The sequence below is a fragment of the Dictyobacter halimunensis genome (assembly GCF_036245075.1).
This window is the reverse complement of the sequence record NZ_BSRI01000002.1, coordinates 4,195,682-4,217,845: the sequence shown is the minus strand read 5'-3', so window position 1 is coordinate 4,217,845 and position 22,164 is coordinate 4,195,682. Positions and strand designations below refer to the sequence as shown.

The following is a 22,164-nucleotide window of genomic DNA, read 5'->3' as shown; positions in this document are numbered from 1 at the left end:
GATTGATGATGGCTTTTCATGAGATAAATTGTTGGTCAATTATTACAGAGTTTTTTTCAGGTCCCTCAAGGGTGTTATAAATTGTACGGGAATGTTGACGCTTGAGTCTGACTGAGATAATATTTAGATAGAAGGCATGCAATTAACGGCAGTAAGAAGCCCGTACATCTTCGCCCATACAAAGGCTGAACAGAACAAAGGATAAGCGATGACCTTGTCGGTACAAGCGGAACGACCCATTACCTTTCATAGCAAGGGCCAGCCGGCCTTTCTTCTCGAGGGCGTTGTGCATGCTCCTCTCAAGGCTGAGCATGCCCCCATCGTGATTATCTGCCATCCTCAACCGGCCAGTAGCGATATGAATGACACCTTGAACGTCGCCCTGGCCAAACAACTGGCTGAGGAAGGCATGATCGTGCTCCGGTTCAATTTTCGCGGAGTGGGCCGTAGTCAGGGTCAGCAGACAGACGGGCGCCTTGAGCCACTTGATTTAGCCGGCGCCATCGATGCGGCGCTGACATTTCCGGGCGTCAATCCCGCCAAGCTGTGCGTGGTAGGGCATGGCTTTGGTGCCTATACAACGATGCTCTACGCTCCCTTCGATATGCGTATACGTACGATTGTGGCGATTAGCCTGCCCCTGTTCCGTGCCACCAGCGGTTTTCCACGCCAGTTTGAGCGCCCCAAATTATTTGTCACCGGTGAGTTCGACGAAATCTGTCCGCTTTATAAGCTGGAGCCATTTGTTGAGCAGCAGGCCGGCCCCAAGGGGATCAAAGTCATTGTCGGAGCCAGGCATTTGATGCGCGGCTATGAGCAGCCGGCCGTGCAGGCTATCTTAAAATATCTCAAAACATGGGCGAGCATGCCGGGGGTCTAAACGAGATTCGCATGAGATCGATATCAGAAGTTGGAAGAAGAGGAATATAATGAATCCAGCCAACCCCATTATTGTTCAAAGTGATCGCAGTATTTTATTAGAAGTTGACCATCCTCAGCATGAAGAGGCGCGCGATGCTCTGGCGCAGTTTGCCGAACTTGAGAAGTCGCCCGAACATATTCATACCTATCGCTTAACGCCATTGTCGCTCTGGAATGCCGCGGCTGGCGGCATGGATGCGAACACCATCGTCGGCCTGCTCACAGATTACAGCAAATATCCCTTGCCCACCAATATTATGACCGAGATACAGACCTATATCCACCGCTATGGACGCGTCAAGCTGGTGCGCGAAGGGGATGATCTCCTGCTGTACTCAGATGATTATGCCTTGATGACCGAGATCATTAACCACAAAAAAATGCAGCCGTATATCGTGCGGCAGGTCAATCGCAACACGCTGCAGATCGATAGCGCCAGGCGCGGACATGTCAAGCAGGCGCTGATCCATATTGGCTTTCCGGCCGAGGATCTGGCTGGCTATACCGAGGGTTCTCCCCTCCCGATCAACTTACGCACGCTGACGCAGCAGGGCAAAGAATTTGAACCCCGCCACTATCAGCAGGCGGCGGTCTCGGCCTTTCATGCCGGGGGAGCGCCCAGCGGGGGGAGCGGTGTGGTAGTTCTGCCCTGTGGAGCTGGAAAGACGATCGTCGGCCTGACCGCCATCGCCACCCTGCAGCGAGCCACCCTGATCCTTACCCCCAATACCGTCGCGGTCCGCCAGTGGATACATGAGATTCTGGATAAGACAGATCTACCGCCCGAAATGGTTGGCGAGTATACCGGTGAGCGCAAAGAGATCGCGCCCATCACGGTCAGCACCTATCAGATTCTGACCTACCGGCGCAACGAGGTGGGCGATGCAAACGATGTAGGACCCACTACCTATCCCCACTTCTCGCTCTTCACCAACTATGACTGGGGGCTCATCATCTACGACGAGGTGCACCTGCTCCCGGCGCCGGTCTTCCGCTTTACGGCCGAGATTCAGGCCCGGCGTCGCCTGGGTCTGACAGCCACGCTGGTGCGAGAAGATGGATGCGAGGCGGACGTCTTCAGTCTGATCGGCCCCAAGAAATATGATGTGCCGTGGCGCGAGCTGGAGCAGCAAGGGTGGATCGCCACCGCAGAGTGCCATGAGATCCGCGTGGGCTTTCCCACCGAGGACGATCAGCTCACGTATGCCATGGCTGAGACGCGCGAGAAGTATCGCATCGCCGCCGAAAATCCGACCAAGCTAGAGATTGTCCGCCACCTGGTTGACCGGCACGCGGATGACCAGGTGCTGATCATAGGTCAATACCTGGATCAGCTCAAAATCCTGGCGGAAGAACTACAGGCTCCCCTGCTCACAGGGCGTACGGCCACCACCCAGCGCGAAAAGCTCTATGAGCAATTTCGACGCGGTGAGATCAAACGGCTGGTGGTCAGTAAAGTCGCCAACTTCGCCATCGACCTACCGGACGCCAATGTCGCCATCCAGGTATCAGGCACCTTTGGCTCACGGCAGGAAGAGGCCCAGCGCCTGGGCCGCATCCTGCGTCCAAAGGGTGATGGAGGAAGTGCGTACTTCTATACCATCGTCACTCGCGATACACGCGACCAGGATTTTTCCGCCAACCGGCAACTGTTTTTGACTGAGCAAGGGTATCGCTACCTGATAGAAGATGCAGAGGACCTCTTGACAGCCCAGCCATAATGAAAGCATCATAACCTTTTCTTGCAAAAGGGTGCAAGGCCCTCTCTCTCGCGCCGCCTGCGGCGCGAGAGAGAAAAAAGAGATTTTGTGGGGACACCCCACACCCCGGCAGGAGGGCTAGTCGCCCTCCTGCACCTCCCATCTGGGAAACGCTCTGTGAAGTCAAGAGGCGGCTAGCCCTCTCGCGCGGGGGTACGCTTTGCGGGGTCAAGGGGCGGCTAGCCCCTTGGGGGGTGTGGGGTCTCCCCACCCTCATCTTTTCTCCTCTCCGCCGCAGGCGGTGCGAGAGAAGAGTGGATGCGCTCGCTTGACATACGCCCGCATAGGGTGATACTTTGAGAAGCAAAAGTGCATTTATTATTGACTACAAGAGGATAGCATGGCAGAGAATTATAATGAGGTAACACCGGACACTTTTGCTGAAAAGGTACTGCAAGCGTCCCAACTGGTGGTCGTCAATTTCTCGGCGGAACAGAGCAATGCCTGCAAGATACAAGAGCCAGAAATCGCAGCGATCAGCAAAGGGTATCAAGGCCGTGTCGTTTTTACCAGACTGGATGTCACCGGGCAGGAAGACCTGACCAGGCAATGGAAGGTCGAGGGTATCCCTACGCTCGTTTTCTTTAAGAATGGGCACGAGGTTTATCGTATTACAGGTATTGTAATGCGCGATAAGCTGCGCCGCATGGTTGAAGGTGTCTTGCTGGCCGAGTAGCTCAGCCTATTTTTATCACCGTTATCGTTAGGAGTTGTATTTTGTCACACATCTATCCGATCCGCCTGCGGTCGTCGCTGCACGAAACCATCTGGGGCGGGCGCCGTCTGGAACAAGATAGCTGGAAAACGTTACCAGCCAATGAAATTTTAATCGGTGAATCATGGGAGACAGAGGTCAGTAACCTGGTTCAGAATGGGGAGTATGAGGGTCAGACACTGGGAGCCGTTGTCGCCGAACTGGGCACCTCCCTGCTTGGGGAGCAAGCCACAGCCATCTTTGGTCAGCGCTTCCCGCTGCTAGCTAAATTCATTGACGCCAATGCCCAGCTATCCGTACAGGTCCATCCCAAGGATGAATACGCCAACGAATTTGAGGGTGGAAAACTGGGCAAGACCGAGTTCTGGTATATTTTAAGCGCTGAACCGGGGGCGAGCATCGTCCACGGCTTTAAGGCTGCGACCGATCCCGCCGCGGTCAGGCAGGCCATTGAAGGGGTGCAACTGGAAGAACTGATGCACGCAGAACCGGTCGCAGCGGGCGACGTGGTCTTTGTGCCCGCCGGAACGGTCCATGCCATCGGCGGCGGCATCCTGCTCTATGAACTGCAGGAGTACTCTGACGTCACCTATCGTATGTATGACTATGGTCGTCTTACAGCCTCTGGCAAGCCACGCGAGCTGCATATCGACCGCTCCCTGGATGTCTCGCACTATGAGGCCTCGCGGCAGATCAAAATGCATCCCGTCACCCTCGCTAGCACGACGGAGTACGACGAGCGCTGCCTGGTCGCCTGCAAATATTTCTTGACGCGCGAGCTAAACCTGAAAGGTGGCGTGCGCGAGGGGGCGACCGAGAAGAGTTGCATCATTCTCACCTCACTGGGGGCGGAGATACGTGTTGCTTACGGTGAGCAGTTCGCACAAACAGAGACGCTCAGCCGCGGCCAGACACTGGTGCTGCCAGCTGATCTGGGTGCGTACCGCATTGAAGGAGAGGGCTCCCTCCTCTTCTCATATGTACCTAAAGCCAGAGACGAGGCCTGGCAGGCCTGGCGGGCCGCCAATTCCGAGAGTGCTCTCTAGAGCACTCTCGCCGGGGACCTACTGCTCGCGGCGGCGTTTCTGCCTCTCTTCTTCCAGGTCGGTAATGGTTCCCTCAACCACGCGCTCTTCACGTTCGGGGCGATTGCTGCCCATCAACGGCGAATAGGCCTGGCGCAAGAACTCTTCTTGCTGCTGCTGCATGCGCTTCATGCCTGAGACAGCCTGTGAGATGCCGGTGCTAATCTTGACGATGACCAGGGCTCCATAGAGCACGGCCCAGACGATCAAACCCACGAACAGCGTCAATATCCCGCTGACGATACCATTGAAAACACCGCCAACAAGGCTATTGCTATACGTTTCGTAGATCATCATCAGAATAATGGGGAGCCAGAAAAACTGCACGAGCAGTTGCAAGAGCCAGTAGAGGAACCACCAGACGGCTTTCACTGGATCCGAGGGCATGTTCCAGGCTGGAATAGAAAATCGAAAACGCTTGATCTTGTTCACATCAGATCCTCTTTTAGCCTATATGGATTCATATATGTACATTGTAGCAGTCAGGCGGACCGGTTACCAGTGATAGAGCACGGGCATCGCGCAGATCGGCGTTCGCAGGGAACGATGTCATCGTTAGTGGAACGGTCGCGCCCGGGAGTTGGCCGCTTCGCGGCAAAGTCGGGGCAAGCCCGACACCTACTACACATAAAAGGAGGAAGCATCCAGCTGGACTGCTCCCTCCTTTTAAAAGGTCTGGGCCCGGTGGTCAGACCTGTGCATCACGATTTTTTGGCAAAGGTAACAGGTATGTAATCCAGACCACTCTGTGATCGCAACACTTTTTTAGGCGTATCATAGAGACGAAATGTGTCGAGCTGGAGTGGGATGGCTCCTAAAAAGTTATACGAGAGAATCGTCGGTAGGGTTGTATAGGCGGTAACCTGCATCTTTGTAGGCGGCTGCGCGGGATCACCCATTGGCACGATCAGCTGATCACCGGAGCGCAGCGCGCTCACCGAACAGGCATGGCTGGCGGGGGCGACACCCGTACCCGCGACGCCATTCGTGAAGGTGTAGTTATAGCTGGTGCGATAGCCCGCCGGGGCCGAGCGCAACATCTGCCAGCGAGACGCCAGCACGTTCCGTTGCCCATTATTAAATGGCTTCAGATCCATGAATTTCAATTCTTCAGTTGAATTATTCTGACCTTGCCCCGCCGATGAGCCGGGCCGCAGCACATACAGGTTGAAGGGAGGTCCCCCAGGATGCGCGGCGGTAGCGATGCGGGAAGCATGCGCATAGGCCGTTACCAGATCCAGGCGATGGCTATGGGGAGCCGTCAACAGAATGGCCGCGCCGCTCTGGATGCCGGGAAGCACCAGGCACGAATCGTCAACCACCGTGGTCGGTGTCTTCATCTGTCCCGCTAGATAGAGGAACGCAGCCCGGGTTCCCTGGTCCACGCTCACATAGACATGGTTGAGGTGTCGCTGCTGAGCCAGTTGATCCGCCTGCCGCATTACATTCTGCAGCGAGGTAAGATCGTTGTAATACTGACCAGCCCAGGTTGTATCGACATAGCGACCATGCGAGGCATCATAGACATAACCTGCAGAGAGCAGAAACTGGGCGCAGACCAGCAGACCGCAAATGGTCAGGAAAACGATACGTGCAACCTGCACGCTGTTCAGACGCGCATGCAGCCAGTCAAACGCACGAGCCAGGAAGAAACCGACCAGCATAAAGGGTCCTGGCATAAACATAATAAAGTAATGCAGGTGCAGGACGATATCGTGGCGCGTCAGATAGAGGAGTGGAACAATCTGCCAGGTCAAAAGAATAAGCAGACCACAGCGCAAAGGAGACTGGCGCAGATCATGCCACCAGCGAGCGATCCCGGTGATAAACCCTGGCCGGGGCTCAACCTCTGCTTCAGAACGGCGCGACTTCACGGCCAGCACAGCGGCCAGAACGGCACCGGCGATCACCAGCAGTACCACCAGTGGTTGCAGCCACGCAAAAGCCGTCATATAAGGAGAGAGGAGCGATAGATTGTTGGTATAAGGAGCAGGTAAGGGACCTAAAAATTGCAGATAGAATAGCAAGGCCTGCGCATCGATCAGCGTCTCTCCCTTTGCGGTATGCAGGACGGTAAAGATATCTTGAAAATGTGTTTGAAAGAGCCAGACGATATAGGGTGCGTAGATAAAAAATATACCGAGAACGCTTAAAACAAAATCGTACCAGCGCACGGTGCGGCGCGGCGCCAGCACCAGGGCAACCAGAAGCGGCACCACCAGCACAATACTGGAGGCATGAAACTGGACCAGCAGACCGATCAGAACGACCGATGGGAAGAGCCAGAAGGTCCGGCGCGCCACCGCTCCACGATATAAGAACCAGATCAGAAGCGGAACAAAGAACAACAGCATATTCTGGTTCCACATAAAGCGCGAGTAGAAGATAGGGACCGAGGCCGTCGCGTATAAAAAGGAGGCCAGGGTAGCAGCCAGACGACCGTAATACCGGCGCATCAAGAGATAGGTCAAAAAGACAGAGGCAATCGCCAGCAGGGCGGTGAGCACCGAGCCCCAGACCGGATTGGCGCTGACCGCTGCGGGTATCATTAAAGCATAGATAATAGCCGGAGGATTAAATATCTTAATTGAAGCTACATTACTGGTTGCCACTAAATGTCCCTGGCTCACTGCGTTGTGAGCCATATAAAAGATATCCGCCTGATCACCATCGAACTCGGTGGTATTGATATGATAGAGGCGCAGGAGCGCCGCCACCAGGAGGAGAAGATAGACCTCCCAGGAGCCAAGCAGCGCTCCCAATGATCGGCGCAGAGGGGTAGATGGCCTGTCTACAGCATCCACTGAAACGTTGTCACGGGTATCCAGCTTCATTACGCCAATACACTCCTGACAGCTTCCATAGTCGCTTTGACCGTGGCCCCACCCACATGCTGAGGGATCCCCGTCTTACTGTCTTTAAGCAGATTGCCGGTAAGCACGCCCACGACCTGTTCGTCGCGCTTGATAACGCCACGAGCAACCAGTTTGCGCACCCCGGCCAGGGTCGCGGCCGATGCCGGCTCACAGCCGATGCCGGCGCGGTCGATGACCGCTTTGGCGGCCAGAATCTCTTCGTCCGTCACCTGCTCGACCAGGCCATCGCTCTCTTCGATCACGCGGCGCGCGCGGCTATAGCTCACCGGATTGCCGATGCGGATCGCGGTCGCCACGGTGTCAGCCTGCATCTTTTCGCGTTTAGCAAAGCCCTGGGTAAAGCTCTTATAGAAGGGATTGGCGCCCGCCGCCTGGATAGAGGCGATGCGCGGCATGTGGCTGATCAAGGACAGCTCATACGCCTGGCGAAATGCCTTGCCGATGGCAGAGGTATTGCCCAGGTTGCCAGCCGGCAGTACCAGCCAGTCCGGGGCCTGCCAGTCCAGCTGCTGCAGAATCTCAAAGCCGATCGCCTTCTGCCCCTCCACGCGGAAAGGATTGAGCGAGTTCAGCAGATAGATACCCAGTTCATTGCACACCTGCTCAACCAGGGTCATGGCATCATCAAAATCGCCCTCGATCTGCACGGTGCGGGCACCATAGGCGAGGGACTGAGCTAGCTTGCCGGCCGAGACGTTGCCCGCCGGCAAAAAGACGATGCCCTCCAGGCCGGACTGGGCCGCGTACGAGGCCAGAGAGGCCGAGGTATTGCCGGTTGAGGCGCAGGCCACGGCTTTGGCGCCCATGAGATTGGCCATGGTCACCCCGACCGTCATGCCGCGATCCTTAAAGCTGCCCGTGGGATTTTCACCCTCGTGCTTGAGAAAGAAGCGCTCCAGGCCCGCGTATGCGCCGATCTGACGATGGCCGACACGACCAACACCGCAATTTTCGATGCCAACCGGATACAGACCGGTGTTGCCCTCTGGCCGGGTCACCACAAAACGTTCTGGCGCAGGCAAGATCAGCTCGCGATAGCGCCAGACGCCGCTACCATCGAGCAGCATCTTATCAGAGCTAATCGACCAGATGGGAGGATTAGCGGCACGCTCATCGAACAACTGGCGCCAGGCCGAGCCGGCGGAAGGAGAGCCGCGATCCAGTTCCGAGTCAAAGTCATAGAGCCTTGAATCAGCGTCCGCGTCAGACTGTGCGGACTGCTGAGGGAGCTTGAACTCGGTCTCAACATCCAGCACACCACCACAATCACAGCGATAGCGTGGTGGCTGACCCATCTCGATAGCGGGATAAAGGGCAGAACACTCGAGACAACGCAGAGAGGTTGAAGACAGAGCTTCAACCGCATCGGCAGCAAGAGTCGTAAGCGAACGAGATTGATTATCGCCCGCTTCCCGGTCTGGCTGGAGACCAGTAGAATTGATCGCCATAACGCGCACTAACTTCCTTTCGTATGCGACTACGAGGTGTATTGAGAACCCGCGCCCCGTTTTGGTCCGCACGTAAAATCATGCCGGTCCCCTCCACGTCAGCGGCGCGAGCAGTATTTTGCATCGCGCGCAAGATCTCGTGAAAATGTGAACTGGCAAGTGCGATAAGGGATGAACCGCCCCCAGAAAGGCATGCACCATGTGCGCCCGCAGCGACAGCAGCATTGATGATCTCAGGCATAGCGGGGAAAAGGACCTGGCGATAGGGCTGATGGAGCCGATCCTGCATGGCTTCGCCGATCAACTCGTAGCGCCCCGTCTGCAAAGCGGTTAAGAGCAAAGCAACCCGTCCGGTATTAAACGTCACGTCCGCCTTTGGATAGTTCGCCGGCAAAAGTTTGCGGCCCGCGACGGTATCCATGGGAAATGAAGGAGTAAAGATCACGGCCCGCAGCGAATTGGGGAACCGGGTCTTGATGGCGTGAATTTTGCCATCGACATGGGTCGTCGCGACCAGTCCGCCGAGCAGTGCCGGAGCTACGTTGTCCGGGTGATTGCCTGCCTCCGCCTCAACGGCCATCTCCAGGAGTTCTTCTTTAGGAACAGCCAGCCCGAGCGGGCGCACCCATTCATTGGCCGCCATCAGGCCGCCAACGACAGCGGTCGCGCTACTTCCGAGACCACACCCGTGAGGGATATTGATTGTCATGCGAATACGAACGGATGGGATGGGTACTTGCAGGCGTTTGAGGAACAGCACAAAAGTCTGGAAGAACATATTGTCCGGTCCAGTTGGTAGGCCTTCGCCAAGCGCTCCAAGTACTTCAATACGTGGATGATCGGGATCGCTTCCCCACTCTTCAACCTCAAAACGATTGTAAAGCTGTAACGCCAGGCCCAGGCTATCGAAGCCAGGCCCTAAATTAGCGGATGTTGCTGGGGTTAAGACTGTAACCGAAACAGGTAATACCAGTGCCATCGCCGGCTACCTGCCTTTCTGATGATGAATGCATGGTTCATCCTTTCTTTCGTTAGCTTATTCTATCATGTTCTGCTATGTTCGAGCTAGCTAAAGGACAAAAGTAATTGATGGGATAGGGGCAAAGCCCCTGTGACCCCATTGTAGCCGCCCTTCGGGCGGCGAGAGATAAAAGAAGAGAAGCCGGGGGCACAGCCCCCGGTCCCCCAGTCAGGGGCTGCCGCCCCTGCACCCCGCTTTGGGCGCCGGGCTCGCCCCGGCTTGTCGCGAAGCGACCACGTCCCCGAGCGCGTACCTTCCACCGAAGGAATCATGCTCACACCTTCCCACTTAAGGGGTTGGATGTGTCCGCATGGGTTCGTGTTGGCGTTAGACGGCGGCGGGCGTTTCTTGTCCGCTTTCGACGATGTAGGACAGGTCGGCGTCGGTGATGAGCTTTTTCTGGTCGGCCAGGGCGACGAAGCGACTGTAGGCGGATTGCAACTGCTCGGCGTCGAGCTTGTAGCCCAGCTTGCGCAGGCGCGCATCGAGTCCGTGACGACCGGAGTGCTTGCCCAGGATCAGGTTGGTGTCGTTCCAGCCAACGGATTGCGGCGTCATGATCTCGTAGGTCATGCGGTTCTTGAGCATGCCGTCCTGGTGAATGCCCGCTTCGTGCGCGAAGGCGTTCATGCCGACGATGGCTTTGTTGGGCTGGACCAGGATGCCGGTGAGCTGGCTGACCATCTGGCTGGTGGCGAGCAGTTCTTGCGCGTTGATGTTCGTATCTACCGAGCCAAAGGTGTCGGGACGGGTGCGCAACGCCATGACGACCTCCTCCAGGGCGGTGTTTCCGGCGCGCTCACCTACTCCGTTGACGGTGACCTCGACCTGGCGCGCCCCTCCTTTGATGGCGGCCAGAGTGTTGGCGGTGGCCATACCGAGATCATCGTGACAGTGAGCACTCAAGGTAACCTGCTCCATGCCCGGCACGCGGTCGCGCAGCATGCGGAAGAGCGCCTCGTACTCGTTGGGGAACGTGTAGCCAACGGTGTCGGGAACGTTCACCGTGGTGGCTCCAGACGCAATGGCGGCCTCGAAGATCTGGCAGAGGAAATCACGGTCGCTACGCGTGGCGTCCTCGGCCGAGAACTCGACGGTCGGACAGAGGCTGCGCGCGTATGCGACCATGGTGCGCACGCGCTTCAGGGCCTCCTCACGGCTGATACCGAGCTTATGTTGGAGATGGATATCGGAGGTGGCAAGGAACACATGGATCATAGGTGATTCAGCGTCACAGATAGCCTCCCAAGCCGCGTCGATGTCGCTTTTATGCGCACGCGCAAGGGCAGCGATAGAGACGCCGCGTACCGAGTGCGCGATTGCTTTGACGGCAGCAAGATCGCCCGGGGAGGCCGCTGGAAAACCCGCTTCAATAATATCAACATTCAAACGAGCAAGTTGTTGAGCTACTTGAAGCTTTTCAGTCGCAGTCAGGGTGGCGCCAGGTGACTGTTCGCCATCGCGCAGGGTGGTGTCAAAAATTTTAACGACTGCAGGATCTCCCATGGTTTGTTCCCTCCTTATAACCATGCTCCAGATGAGGCGCTATGGCCTCATCCGTTATTTTGTTGACTCAGCTTTTTCTGATTGCTTTGAGTTCAGCCAGGGCATCATGGCGCGCAGTTCGTGGCCAACCTTTTCAATCTGGTGGGCGGCATGGGCGCGTCGCATGGCCTGGAAGCCGGGGCGGCCGGCCTGATTCTCAAGGATGAAGTTTTTGGCGAAGGTGCCATTCTGAATCTCGCGCAGGATCTGGCGCATCTCGGCACGTGTCTCGTCGTTGACGATGCGCGGGCCGGTCACGTAATCCCCATATTCAGCGGTATTGCTGATGGAGTAGCGCATATAGCTGATGCCGCCCTGATACATCAGGTCCACGATCAGCTTCATCTCGTGCAGGCACTCGAAATAGGCGACCTCTGGCTGGTAGCCGGCGCTGACCAGCGTCTCAAAGCCGGCCTGGATCAGGGCGGAGACGCCGCCGCAGAGTACAGCCTGCTCGCCGAACAGATCGGTCTCGGTCTCCTCGGCGAAGGTGGTACGCAGTACGCCCGCGCGGGTACAGCCGATGCCGCGCGCATACGAGAGAGTCAGGGCCTCAGCCTGGCCAGTCGCATCCTGGAAGACGGCCCAGAGTGCCGGGACGCCAGCGCCCTCTTCGAACACACGGCGCACCATGTGGCCAGGACTCTTTGGGGCCACCATGGCGACATCGATATCGGGTGGCGGCACGATCTGTGAGAAATGCAGGCTAAAGCCGTGGGCAACCATCAGCATCTTGCCCGGTGCTAGTCCGGGGCGGATGTCGCGCTCGAAGACCTCACGATGGGTCTCGTCGGGAATCAGGATCATGATCACATCGGCCTGCTGGGCGGCATCGGCCGGTGTCAGGACGCGCAGACCATGGGCCTCGGCTTTGGCGCGGCTCTTGCTGCTCGCTGGCAGGCCGACCACCACGTCACAGCCATTGTCCTTGAGGTTTAAGGCGTGGGCGTGGCCCTGGCTACCATAGCCGATGATAGCGATGCGCTTCTGCTGAATAAGGTCAAGGTTGGCGTCTGAGTCATAATAAATATTTGGCATGAGTACTTCACTCCTTAATATGTATCAAATTGAAAATGACGTGGCCCCGGTGCCGGGGCCAGAATCCATGGCTATTTCGTAGCGGCGTCGCGCGCCAGGGCGACCGGGCCCGAACGGGCAACGTCGCGGATACCATACTGCTGGAAAGCCGCCAGCGCCTCGGCGATCTTTGCCGCATCGCCGGTCACTTCAAGGGTAACCGCCTCGGGCGTCGCATCAATGACCACGGCGCCAAATGGCTCCCCCGTGGAGATGATCGCGTTGCTATCGGCGTTGGCCGTCTCAACCTGGATGACGGCCAGTTCGCGGGTAATGGCCTGCGCTGGGCTCACGTTGGCCACTTGCTGCACATCAACCACTTTCTGGATCTGGGCCACCAGATGATCAACCACGACCTCCGCGTCCTTCACCTGAGCCGTGATGCGAAACATCTCGCTCTGAGTACCGGGCGCGATCGACAGGGACTGCAGCATCGAGCGGCGCCGGCGCAGCACGCCAACCACGCGATCAACAGATCCCGGCCGATCCTGAACCAGGATAATCAGGGTATGGGTCTTCTCGGTCCCCTGGGGAGCATTCGAATGATGCGCCCGAGGGGTGGTAGTCGTAGCGGTATTACTCATGTTTCGTGTTCTCCTGTGCCGTCTCCTCGATCATTTCAGTGATTGCCTTACCAGGAGCAACCATGGGATACACGTTCGCCTCCGGCTCGATAATAAATTCGACCACCACGCTACCCGGGGTCTCCATGGCTTCACGAATGGCGGGCTCAACATCCTCGCGGCGCTTCACCCGGATCCCCTTCAGGCCGTAGGCATCAGCCAGCTTTACGTGGTCGGGTCCGCTCATCGGCGTCTCAGAATAGTTGCGTGAATGGAAGAACTGCTGCCACTGACGCACCATGCCAAGGTAGCCATTATTCATAATCGCCACTTTGACGGAGATCCCCTCTTGCTGCAGGGTTGCCAGTTCCTGGATATTCATCTGGATACCACCATCGCCAGCGACCGCCCAGACCGGTGCGTCGGGCATGCCCATCTTGACTCCCATTGCCGCCGGCAGCGCGAATCCCATGGTTCCCAGTCCACCAGAAGTGATATGACTGTTCTGCCGGGTCCACTGATAGAAGCGGGCGGTCCACATCTGGTGCTGACCCACATCGGAGACTACAATTGCCTCACCATCGGTTACCTTATGGATCGTACTCAGGATGCTGACAGGATCGGGGAGCTCTTCGTCACGCACGATCTGCCGGCCGCGCTCATCGTTGGCCGTCTCCCACGAACGGATCTCCCCCAGCCAGTCGCGGTGATCGCCAGTCTCGATCGCCTCGGTCAGAGCCGCCAGGGCCACGCGGGCATCGGCCACCATGGGGACCGTCGCCACCTTTACTTTTTGCATCTCTGACGCATCAATATCGATATGGATGAGCTGAGCATTGGGAGCGAACTTCGTGACATCACCGGTCACGCGATCATCAAAGCGCAGGCCCACGCCGATGATCAGATCGGAGGCGCCGATGGCGTGATTGGTGTGGGCCGGTCCATGCATGCCCGGCATGCCGATATGCAGTGGATGCGTATCGGAGAACGCGCTCAAGCCCAGCAGGGTGGTGATAACCGGAATGGATGCCTTCTCAGCGAACGCTTTCAGCTCGGCGTAGGCGTTTGAGAGAATGACGCCATGTCCCGCCATGATTACTGGCCGGCTGGAACGGGCGATCAGTTCGGCGGCCTGGGACAGAAGATATTCAGAAGGGGGCTCGCACTGTGCCACGCTCTTACTCAGATATTCGTCCGACGTCATGTGGTCGGATGGGCGATAGCTGGTGCGGGCAAACTGCACATCCTTCGGCACATCAACCAGCACAGGACCCGGACGGCCACTGCGGGCGATGCGGAAGGCGTCATGCATTACCGAAGCTAGTTCCCCAACGTTGCGCACCAGGAAATTATGCTTGGTGATGGGCTGCGTCACGCCCAGGATATCGGTCTCTTGAAAGGCATCACGACCAATAAAGTTACTCGCCACCTGGCCGGTAATCGCGATCATCGGCACAGAGTCCATAAAAGCGGTCGCCAGGCCCGTTACCAGGTTGGTCGCTCCGGGACCACTGGTCGCCACGCATACACCTACCTTACCGGTGGCGCGTGCATAGCCATCGGCCGCGTGCCCCGCCGCCTGCTCATGGCGCACCAGCACGTGATGCAGAGCAGGATAGGATGTAATCGCATCATAGAACGGCATAATGGCGCCACCCGGATAGCCATACATCAAATCGACGCCCTCGCGGATCAACGTCTCACAGATGATTTCACTGCCGGTTAATTCACGAGCTTCATTCTCACGCTGATCTACTTGATACGTCGTACCAGTCTTCTGAATATCCTTTGCAGCGATTGCCATAATTCCTCCTGAAAAAATTTAACGATAAAAAAAGAACCTCCCATGCTGGGAGGTCCTTGTGAGGATACCTTCTTTGGATTGGGTGGCGCCTTTGCTCCCGTTTAATCTCCCTGTGCACTTCTTGTGGCTAGCTGTACAATTCGCCCTACCAGACTCTCAAGCCCTATGAGTCCGGTAAGGCCCATAAGGAGGAGGCTAATAAGGAGGCTAATAAGAACCACAAGCCCTATAACAGGGGCAACGAGAAGCAATAAGGGAATAAGCACAAACAAAGAAACCGACGTGATTACGTCGGTTTTCAAGATAGTAGTTGTGGCGTTTGCGCTTGCAGCCATACCGCATGCACCCATACTTTGGGCAGGCATGAAAAAGGGCATATGTCGAGAGGGACGTTGATTAGCATTCATTGCTATCTCCATTCCATATGACATTACCATCGTTTTCTCTCCTGTTTCCACCAAAGCATGCGGTACAAATGAATATAATTTTTTGGAGTAATTTGTGTACTTACAGATACACCAATAGCAACTTTGCCAGATCATTCTGCAATATCTCTTTGTTGTTTTCGAGGATACATCACCCGGTAATTGTTGTCAAGCCAATTGGTGCCCTTTTTCGCATATTTGGAGAAAGCATACACGTCACCCTGGCGGGTTATGTACGTTTATCACATATATTTGACGTTCAGAGGCTTGCTTATAAAGTGACTTCTATGTTATACTAGATGGACATAGCTCCAAATAGGAATAATAAGATATAAACAAAAAGGCTGGTTGTTGCCTGCGGCAACAACCAGCCTTTTTGTTTTTTGTGTGGTGTTGTTGCACATGGTCGGCGATGCCGACCATGTGCAACAACACCACGATTTTTGTGCTCTGCTCGGCAGGGCAACGCCACGATTTTTGTGCTCTGCTCGGCAGGGCAACGCCACGATTTTTGTGCTCTGCTCGGCAGGGCAACGCCACGATTTTTGTGCTCTGCCCGGCAGAGCAACACTACAAGTTTTTGTGCTCTGCCCGGCAGGGCAACACAATCAGGCATGAAAAAAGGGGATAGCGCAGTGGCGCCATCCCCTTTTTCATGCCTGATTATAGGGAGTATTCTTGCAGAGCAGTGTACGTTGCGCCGGTGCGTGAGAGTTCGCTTTTCATGACGTGGATGTAGGTGGCGGGGTAGGGCCGCGTTGAGCCCGCTTTGTAGTGGGGAGCCAGGATTTTTTGTAGGGCGGCTTGCTCGGTTGGATTGAGGGGTGCTTTGGCGCGGGCCAGCGTCAGGTGAGGCGAAAACGGTCGTGATTCCCCTGTAAAACCACGCTGGACCAGTTCGCTCTGCAGTTGACGGTACAGATACTGCAGGGCACCAGAAGGCTCCTCAATGCCCATCCAGAGGACACGTGGCTGGCGCGGGGTGCCAAAGATGCCGGGACGAGCCAGGCTATAAGAGAAGGCGCGGGCGCTCTGGGCCGCCAGCTGTGTGGCTTCAAAGGCCAGGGACAGTTGCTCGCTATCCAGCTCACCCAAAAAAGCCAGGGTAAGGTGGATGCCACGCGGATCAACCCAGCGCAGTCCTGGAAGCGCAGGCGCCATCCGGTGGATAAATCCACTCAGATGGCGCTGCATATGTTCATTCATTTCGAGGGCGATGAACGTTCTGGTCATGCCGCGAAGAGCATCCTATCCAGTTCATCACCGTCGATCGTCTCCACAAGGATCAGGTGCTCGGAGATCAGCGACAGCTTCTCCTGTTTCTCGCGCAGGATCGACAGAGCGGTGGCATATGCCTGGTCGATGAGGACTGAGATCTCTTTGTCGATGCGCGCAGCCAGGTCGGCGCTTAGCATGCTGCCGCCGTCGGACTCAGCCTTGATCATGACATTGCCCAGAGGAGACATACCAAACTCACATACCATGCGGCGCGCGATATTGGTAACGTACTCGATATCCTGGCTGGCACCGGTCGTGATGTCGCCAAAGACGATCTCTTCTGCCGCGCGCCCGCCCATGGCTCCCGCCATCTTTGAGAGCAGTTCGGAGCGGCGCATCAGATAGCGATCCTCAGAAGGTGACTGTACCGTAATACCCAGGGCCTTACCACGGGCGATAGCCGAGACCTTCTGCACCGGATCGGAATTGGGCATTGAACGCATCACGATGGCGTGACCAACCTCGTGATAGGCGATAATGGCCTTCTCCGCTTCCGTGATCATGCGGCTCTTGCGCTCAGGTCCAGCCATCACACGCAAGATCGCCTCTTCCAGCTCAAACTTACCGATTTTAGGCTGGTCTTTACGCGCGGCCAGCAAAGCGGCCTCGTTCAAAAGGTTCGCCAGGTCAGCGCCCGAGAAGCCAGCGGTCTGGCGAGCCAGCTCGGTCAGGGTAACGCCATCTTCAAATGGTTTGCCCGCGGCGTGTACCTCAAGGATCGCCTCGCGGCCACGAATGTCGGGATTATCCAGCGTAACAGTACGGTCGAAACGACCCGGACGCAGCAGTGCGGGATCCAGCACATCTGGACGGTTGGTAGCGGCGATCACCACAATATTGGTCTGCTTATCGAAACCATCCATCTCAACCAGCAACTGGTTCAAGGTCTGCTCGCGCTCGTCGTTGCCGCCATTGCCAGAGTTGGTACGCTGGCGACCAACGGCGTCGATCTCGTCGATGAAGATAATGCACGGCGAGTGATCTTTAGCCTCTTTGAAGAGATCACGGACACGAGCCGCGCCAACACCAACAAACATCTCCACGAATTCGGAGCCGCTCACGCTATAGAAAGAGACGCCAGCCTCACCGGCGACGGCACGTGAGATCAGGGTCTTACCAGTGCCTGGGGCTCCAACCAGCAGCACACCTTTCGGGGTGCGCGCTCCCATAGAAATAAAACGCTCGGGCTGCTTGAGAAACTCAACAATCTCCTGCAGCTCAACTTTGGCTTCTTCGACGCCCGCCACATCTTTAAATAAGACCGAAGGACGGGACTCAGAAAAACGTTTGGCCTTTGAGCGAACGAAAGGCATTGCCTGACCGCCCAGACCACTGCGACGTATAAAAGCAAAGGTCAGACCAACCACAAGTAAGACAAGCAGCAGCCCGCCCACGCCCTGCAACCACTGGCCCTGTTGATTGTTATCGATGCTGACTACAGCACCATCTTTCCTAAATACCTCAGTAACCGACTGACCTTCTTCTTTAACCGCATGGTACTGCTGGCCTGTTACGCTAGTCGCTGTGACATCATTTCCATTGAGAACTACCGATTTCAGTTGATGCTGATCCGCCATATTCAAAACGTTGCTAATCGGCTTCTCTTGTACTGTTGTTCCACCTAAAGAGACGTTAATGTATTTTACTCCCACAATTCCCAGGAGCAGCAGACCCATCACAATCAGAGCAATAGGAAGACCATAGCGAGCCATAAAGCTACGCTTACGTGTTGTCTTTGGATTTGAGCTATGCGTCTCTGATTTAGGGGTTTCTCTTTTTTCCTTTGGAGGCATTTCCATGCGCTAACATTAGACCCTTCTATAGTTTTCTACTGATGACTTACTACCATGCCTACTATCTTAATTTACCACCATTTTATGTCAATTCGTCTCGTGGTGTTTGTTTTCTCTTCATACCGTTACCTTGAGGCTAGTATAACGCATAAGAAAAGGTTTAGCAAGATAAGGATAAGATAAGAATGCTTAGAAAAATTAGAATTAGTACTAAGGTATGAGGTTGTTCAAGCTGCTCCAACACATTTTCAGTATGCATATACCTACTTCTGATCTATGAAAATAGTACTAGCCATGTTGTATAGCCGCTATTAACCGCTGAGTTACCCGGGAACGTGATACAATTACATCAATAATAAGAGGAGAGGGTGTGTTACTTTCGTCGCTCTGGGGGCAGATGGGCGCCTCACACGCGCGTCCGCTGCGCGGCCGCACTGTTTTTTTGGTTGGTGTCTGTGGTGCGCTTCCGCACACCACAGACACCAACACAATGGATTTGTGAGCGCTACAGATACCAACACAGCGGATTTGTGAGCGCTACAGGTGCGGGCGCTCAGACAGGCCGCTGATAAGATGTAAGCAGCGTGGGCAGCCCCGCGTGCGCCACCACAAAATAGATTATTTCAAATGTCATATATCATTTGCTTTGTATTTAGGGAGAGGATATGACTATGCAAGAACAGGCGAATCCAGATATTCTATCAAGGATGATGGAGGTCGGCTCAAAGGTCCAGCCATTGAGCAAGGAGAGTCGGGAGAAGGCGCCCCGCATCCGAGGAGCGAAGGTCGTACACAGTGTCTGCCCCTATTGCGCCGTTGGTTGTAGCCTCAATGTCTATGTTAAGAACGGCCAGGTGATCGATATCGAGGGTAATCCCGATAGCTTCATCAACCATGGGACGCTCTGCCCTAAGGGATCGGCCACCTTCCAGTACACCGTCAACCCGAGCCGCCTGACGCAGGTGCTCTATCGCGCGCCCTACAGCGACCACTGGGAGGTGAAGTCCCAGGAGTGGGCGATGGAACAGATCGCGCAGCGCGTAAAAAAGACGCGCGATGAGACGTTCGTCGAGCGCCTGGAAGATGGGCGCGAAGTCAATCATACGCTGGCTATGGCCTCTTTAGGTGGAGCCACGCTGGACGTTGAAGAAAATTATGTTATTAAGAAGCTCTTCAACGCCGGGCTGGGCATCGTATCGATTGAGAACCAGGCCCGCATATGACACAGTTCTACAGTGCCCGGTCTGGGTACAACGGTAGGACGCGGCGGAGCCACGTCATTTCCACAGGATCTCGTCAATAGCGATTGCATTCTGATCATGGGCAGCAACATGGCTGAAGCCCATCCGGTCGCTTTTGCCAATGTGGTAAAGGCCAGGGAGCGTGGCGCAAAGATCATCCATGTCGATCCCCACTACTCACGCACATCGGCGCTGGCCAATCTCTATGTGCCAACGCGCGCGGGCTCAGATATCGTCTTTCTGGGCGCCATCATCCATTATCTGCTCGAAAACAACGCGTACTTTCATGACTACGTGGTCAACTATACGAACGCGGCTATGCTGGTGCGCGAGGACTTCAAAGACACCGAGGATCTCGATGGTCTCTTCTCGGGCTATGATCAGGAGACGCAGACCTATGATGATCAGAGCAGCTGGGACTATCAGCGCGACAAAAACGACCGGCCACTGACCGATCCGACGCTGCAGCATCCACGCTGCGTCCTACAGATTATGCGGCGGCACTACTCACGCTACACGCCAGAGATGGTCGAGGCGGAATGCGGGGTCCCGGCGAACATGTGGCTCAGCGTCGTAAAGACGCTGGTCGAGAACTCCGGTCGCGAGCGAACGGGGGCACTGTGCTACGCCGTAGGCTGGACGCAGCAATCCAAGGGAGTGCAGATCATTCGCGCCGGCGCTATCATCCAGCTCCTGCTCGGCAACATCGGGCGACCCGGTGGTGGAATCATGGCCTTGCGCGGACACGCCTCGATCCAGGGCTCAACCGACGTGCCGACCCTGTATGACCTGCTGGCGGGCTACATGCCGCAGCCAGCCGAGATGCTCTCGCAAAGACCGGAGGCACAGCACAATCCGACGGCGACCACCTGGGGCGAGCGTAAAGATAAACATGTGCATAAGCGCACCCAGCAGACGCTGGCGGAATACATCGATACCGCCGGCATGAAGCTGGGCTGGTGGTCAAACATGCCTTCATACATCGTCAGTCTGCTCAAAGCCTGGTATGGGGATGAGGCCACCAACGAGAACGACTGGGGCTATCACTGGCTGCCGAAGATCATTGGCGACCACTCCCACATCAATACCAGCTACAACATGCTCGACGGCAAGGTCAAAGGCTACTTCCTGCTGGGACAGAATCCGGCCGCGGGCAGTACCAACTCACGCATGCAGCGCAAGGCCCTGGCCCAGCTCGACTGGATGGTCGTACGCGACCTGTACGAAGTAGAATCGGCCGCCTTCTGGTACAAGGGACCGGACCATGGAGATCCCAAACAGATCAAGACCGAGGTCTTCCTGATGCCAGCCGCCGCCTCGACCGAAAAAGAGGGCAGCTTCACCAACACCCAGCGCCTGGTGCAGTGGCGCGATAAAGCGGTTGATCCCCCGGGCGATGCCCGCTCAGATCTCTGGTTCATCTACGACCTGGGCAAGCGTCTCAAGGCGCTCTATGCCGATAGCAATGATCCCAGAGACCGGCCGCTTCAGGCCCTGACCTGGGACTACGAGATGACGGAGCCCGAACCCGGTTCGCGCCTGACCGATGAACCAGACGCCGAACTGGTGCTCAAAGAGATCAATGGCTTCTACGTCAGTCAGAAAAACAACGATGGCACGCTGAAAAGCTATACACTCCACGACGCGCCGCATGTCCCAGCCTTTACCGCCCTTAAGGCGGATGGCAGCACGGCCTGCGGCTCCTGGATCTATAGCGGCATCTATCCCGAGCCGGGCAAGAACCTGGCCGCCTCGCGCATCAGCGACGGCGAGACCAATCCCGAATGGGGATTTGCCTGGCCGGCCAATCGCCGCATCCTCTACAACCGAGCCTCGGCGGACCCCGAGGGGAAGCCATGGTCTGAACGCAAGAAGTATATCTGGTGGGACGCGGAACAGAAAAAGTGGACCGGTAAGGACGTGCCCGATTTTCCGGTCAACAAGGCGCCCGACTATCGGCCCGCGCCCGATGCCAGCGGTATGGATGCCATCTCGGGTATCGATCCATTCATCATGAAGCCGGATGGTAAGGGCTGGCTCTACGCGCCAGTCGGCTTAAAGGATGGACCACTGCCGACGCACTATGAGGCTGCCGAGTCGCCAGTCCATAACGCCCTCTACTCGCAGCAGAGCAATCCGGCCGCCAAATATCACAAGAACCGCAAGGACAATCCGCTGGCGGCGATAGATGATCCCAACTATCCGATTGTCGTCACCACCTATCGCCTGACCGAACACCACGTCAGCGGTCCCATGACACGCTGGATGCCGTGGCTCAACGCGCTCCAGCCATCGCTGTTCGCGGAGATCAGTCCGGAGCTGGCGACCGAAAAACACATCCGGCATGGCGAATGGATGGTGCTGAGCACGCCGCGCGGTGAGATCGAGGCGAAGGCTATGGTCACGCGGCGCATGCGTCCCCTGCAGATACGAGACCGCCTGGTGCACCAGGTCGGACTCCCCTTTCACTGGGGATTCCAGGGAAAGAGCACGGGCAGCATCACCAACGACCTGACCCACTCGGTCCTGGAACCGAATGTCAGCATTGAAGAAGCGAAAGCCTTTACCTGTAATGTGCGTCCTGGACGCCTTTCATGACGAGAAGGAAGACA

At 56.3% G+C, this 22,164-nt stretch carries 15 protein-coding genes; 5 read left to right on the top strand and 10 right to left on the bottom strand.

Features of this window, described 5'->3' with window-relative positions; genetic code table 11:
- Positions 1 to 208: 208 nt before the first annotated feature.
- The 4 genes from AABA21_RS31360 (at position 209) to AABA21_RS31345 (ending at position 4,442) form a co-directional block, all read left to right on the top strand.
- The gene (locus tag AABA21_RS31360; RefSeq protein WP_338256306.1) at positions 209 to 880 is read left to right on the top strand and encodes an alpha/beta hydrolase; all 672 of its coding nucleotides are present in this window, start codon (positions 209 to 211) and stop codon (positions 878 to 880) included.
- Positions 881 to 929: 49 nt separating this feature from the next.
- Positions 930 to 2,642: a DNA repair helicase XPB gene (locus tag AABA21_RS31355; RefSeq protein WP_338256305.1), complete on the top strand. Its 1,713-nt coding sequence runs from the start codon at positions 930 to 932 to the stop codon at positions 2,640 to 2,642.
- 379 nt (positions 2,643 to 3,021) lie between these two features.
- Positions 3,022 to 3,357 (top strand): thioredoxin family protein, encoded by a 336-nt coding sequence (locus tag AABA21_RS31350; protein WP_338256304.1) that lies wholly within the window; start codon positions 3,022 to 3,024, stop codon positions 3,355 to 3,357.
- A gap of 41 nt (positions 3,358 to 3,398) precedes the next feature.
- Positions 3,399 to 4,442 (top strand): type I phosphomannose isomerase catalytic subunit, encoded by a 1,044-nt coding sequence (locus tag AABA21_RS31345; RefSeq protein ID WP_338256303.1) that lies wholly within the window; start codon positions 3,399 to 3,401, stop codon positions 4,440 to 4,442.
- Positions 4,443 to 4,460: 18 nt separating this feature from the next.
- On the opposite strand, the gene AABA21_RS31340 is transcribed toward AABA21_RS31345, so the two are convergent.
- The 10 genes from AABA21_RS31340 to ftsH form a co-directional block, all read right to left on the bottom strand.
- Positions 4,461 to 4,913 (bottom strand): hypothetical protein, encoded by a 453-nt coding sequence (locus AABA21_RS31340; protein ID WP_338256302.1) that lies wholly within the window; start codon positions 4,911 to 4,913, stop codon positions 4,461 to 4,463.
- A gap of 269 nt (positions 4,914 to 5,182) precedes the next feature.
- Positions 5,183 to 7,315, bottom strand: coding sequence for an ArnT family glycosyltransferase (locus tag AABA21_RS31335; protein WP_338256301.1), 2,133 nt, complete (start codon positions 7,313 to 7,315; stop codon positions 5,183 to 5,185).
- Positions 7,315 to 8,805, bottom strand: coding sequence for a threonine synthase (gene thrC / locus AABA21_RS31330; protein WP_338256299.1), 1,491 nt, complete (start codon positions 8,803 to 8,805; stop codon positions 7,315 to 7,317). Before thrC ends, AABA21_RS31335 begins: the two co-directional genes overlap by 1 nt.
- Positions 8,756 to 9,784 (bottom strand): homoserine kinase, encoded by a 1,029-nt coding sequence (thrB, locus tag AABA21_RS31325; RefSeq protein WP_338256298.1) that lies wholly within the window; start codon positions 9,782 to 9,784, stop codon positions 8,756 to 8,758. Before thrB ends, thrC begins: the two co-directional genes overlap by 50 nt.
- Positions 9,785 to 10,153: 369 nt before the next feature.
- A complete protein-coding gene (locus tag AABA21_RS31320) occupies positions 10,154 to 11,332 on the bottom strand; it encodes a 2-isopropylmalate synthase (RefSeq protein ID WP_338256297.1) in 1,179 nt (392 codons plus the stop codon).
- A 54-nt stretch (positions 11,333 to 11,386) separates the two neighbouring features.
- The gene (gene ilvC, locus AABA21_RS31315) at positions 11,387 to 12,409 is read right to left on the bottom strand and encodes a ketol-acid reductoisomerase (RefSeq protein WP_338256295.1); all 1,023 of its coding nucleotides are present in this window, start codon (positions 12,407 to 12,409) and stop codon (positions 11,387 to 11,389) included.
- A 71-nt stretch (positions 12,410 to 12,480) separates the two neighbouring features.
- Positions 12,481 to 13,032, bottom strand: coding sequence for an acetolactate synthase small subunit (ilvN, locus tag AABA21_RS31310; protein WP_338256294.1), 552 nt, complete (start codon positions 13,030 to 13,032; stop codon positions 12,481 to 12,483).
- Entirely contained in the window at positions 13,025 to 14,815 is a 1,791-nt protein-coding gene (ilvB, locus tag AABA21_RS31305; RefSeq protein WP_338256293.1) for a biosynthetic-type acetolactate synthase large subunit, read from the bottom strand. The genes ilvN and ilvB overlap by 8 nt, the downstream gene beginning before the upstream one ends.
- A gap of 1,088 nt (positions 14,816 to 15,903) precedes the next feature.
- On the bottom strand, positions 15,904 to 16,473 hold the full coding sequence (gene thpR / locus AABA21_RS31300) for an RNA 2',3'-cyclic phosphodiesterase (RefSeq protein ID WP_338256292.1): 570 nt from the start codon (positions 16,471 to 16,473) through the stop codon (positions 15,904 to 15,906).
- Positions 16,470 to 18,230 (bottom strand): ATP-dependent zinc metalloprotease FtsH, encoded by a 1,761-nt coding sequence (ftsH, locus tag AABA21_RS31295; protein ID WP_338256290.1) that lies wholly within the window; start codon positions 18,228 to 18,230, stop codon positions 16,470 to 16,472. The genes thpR and ftsH overlap by 4 nt, the downstream gene beginning before the upstream one ends.
- A gap of 788 nt (positions 18,231 to 19,018) precedes the next feature.
- Here ftsH and fdnG point away from each other — a divergent pair.
- Positions 19,019 to 22,150, top strand: coding sequence for a formate dehydrogenase-N subunit alpha (gene fdnG / locus AABA21_RS31290; protein ID WP_338258498.1), 3,132 nt, complete (start codon positions 19,019 to 19,021; stop codon positions 22,148 to 22,150).
- Positions 22,151 to 22,164: the final 14 nt, after the last annotated feature.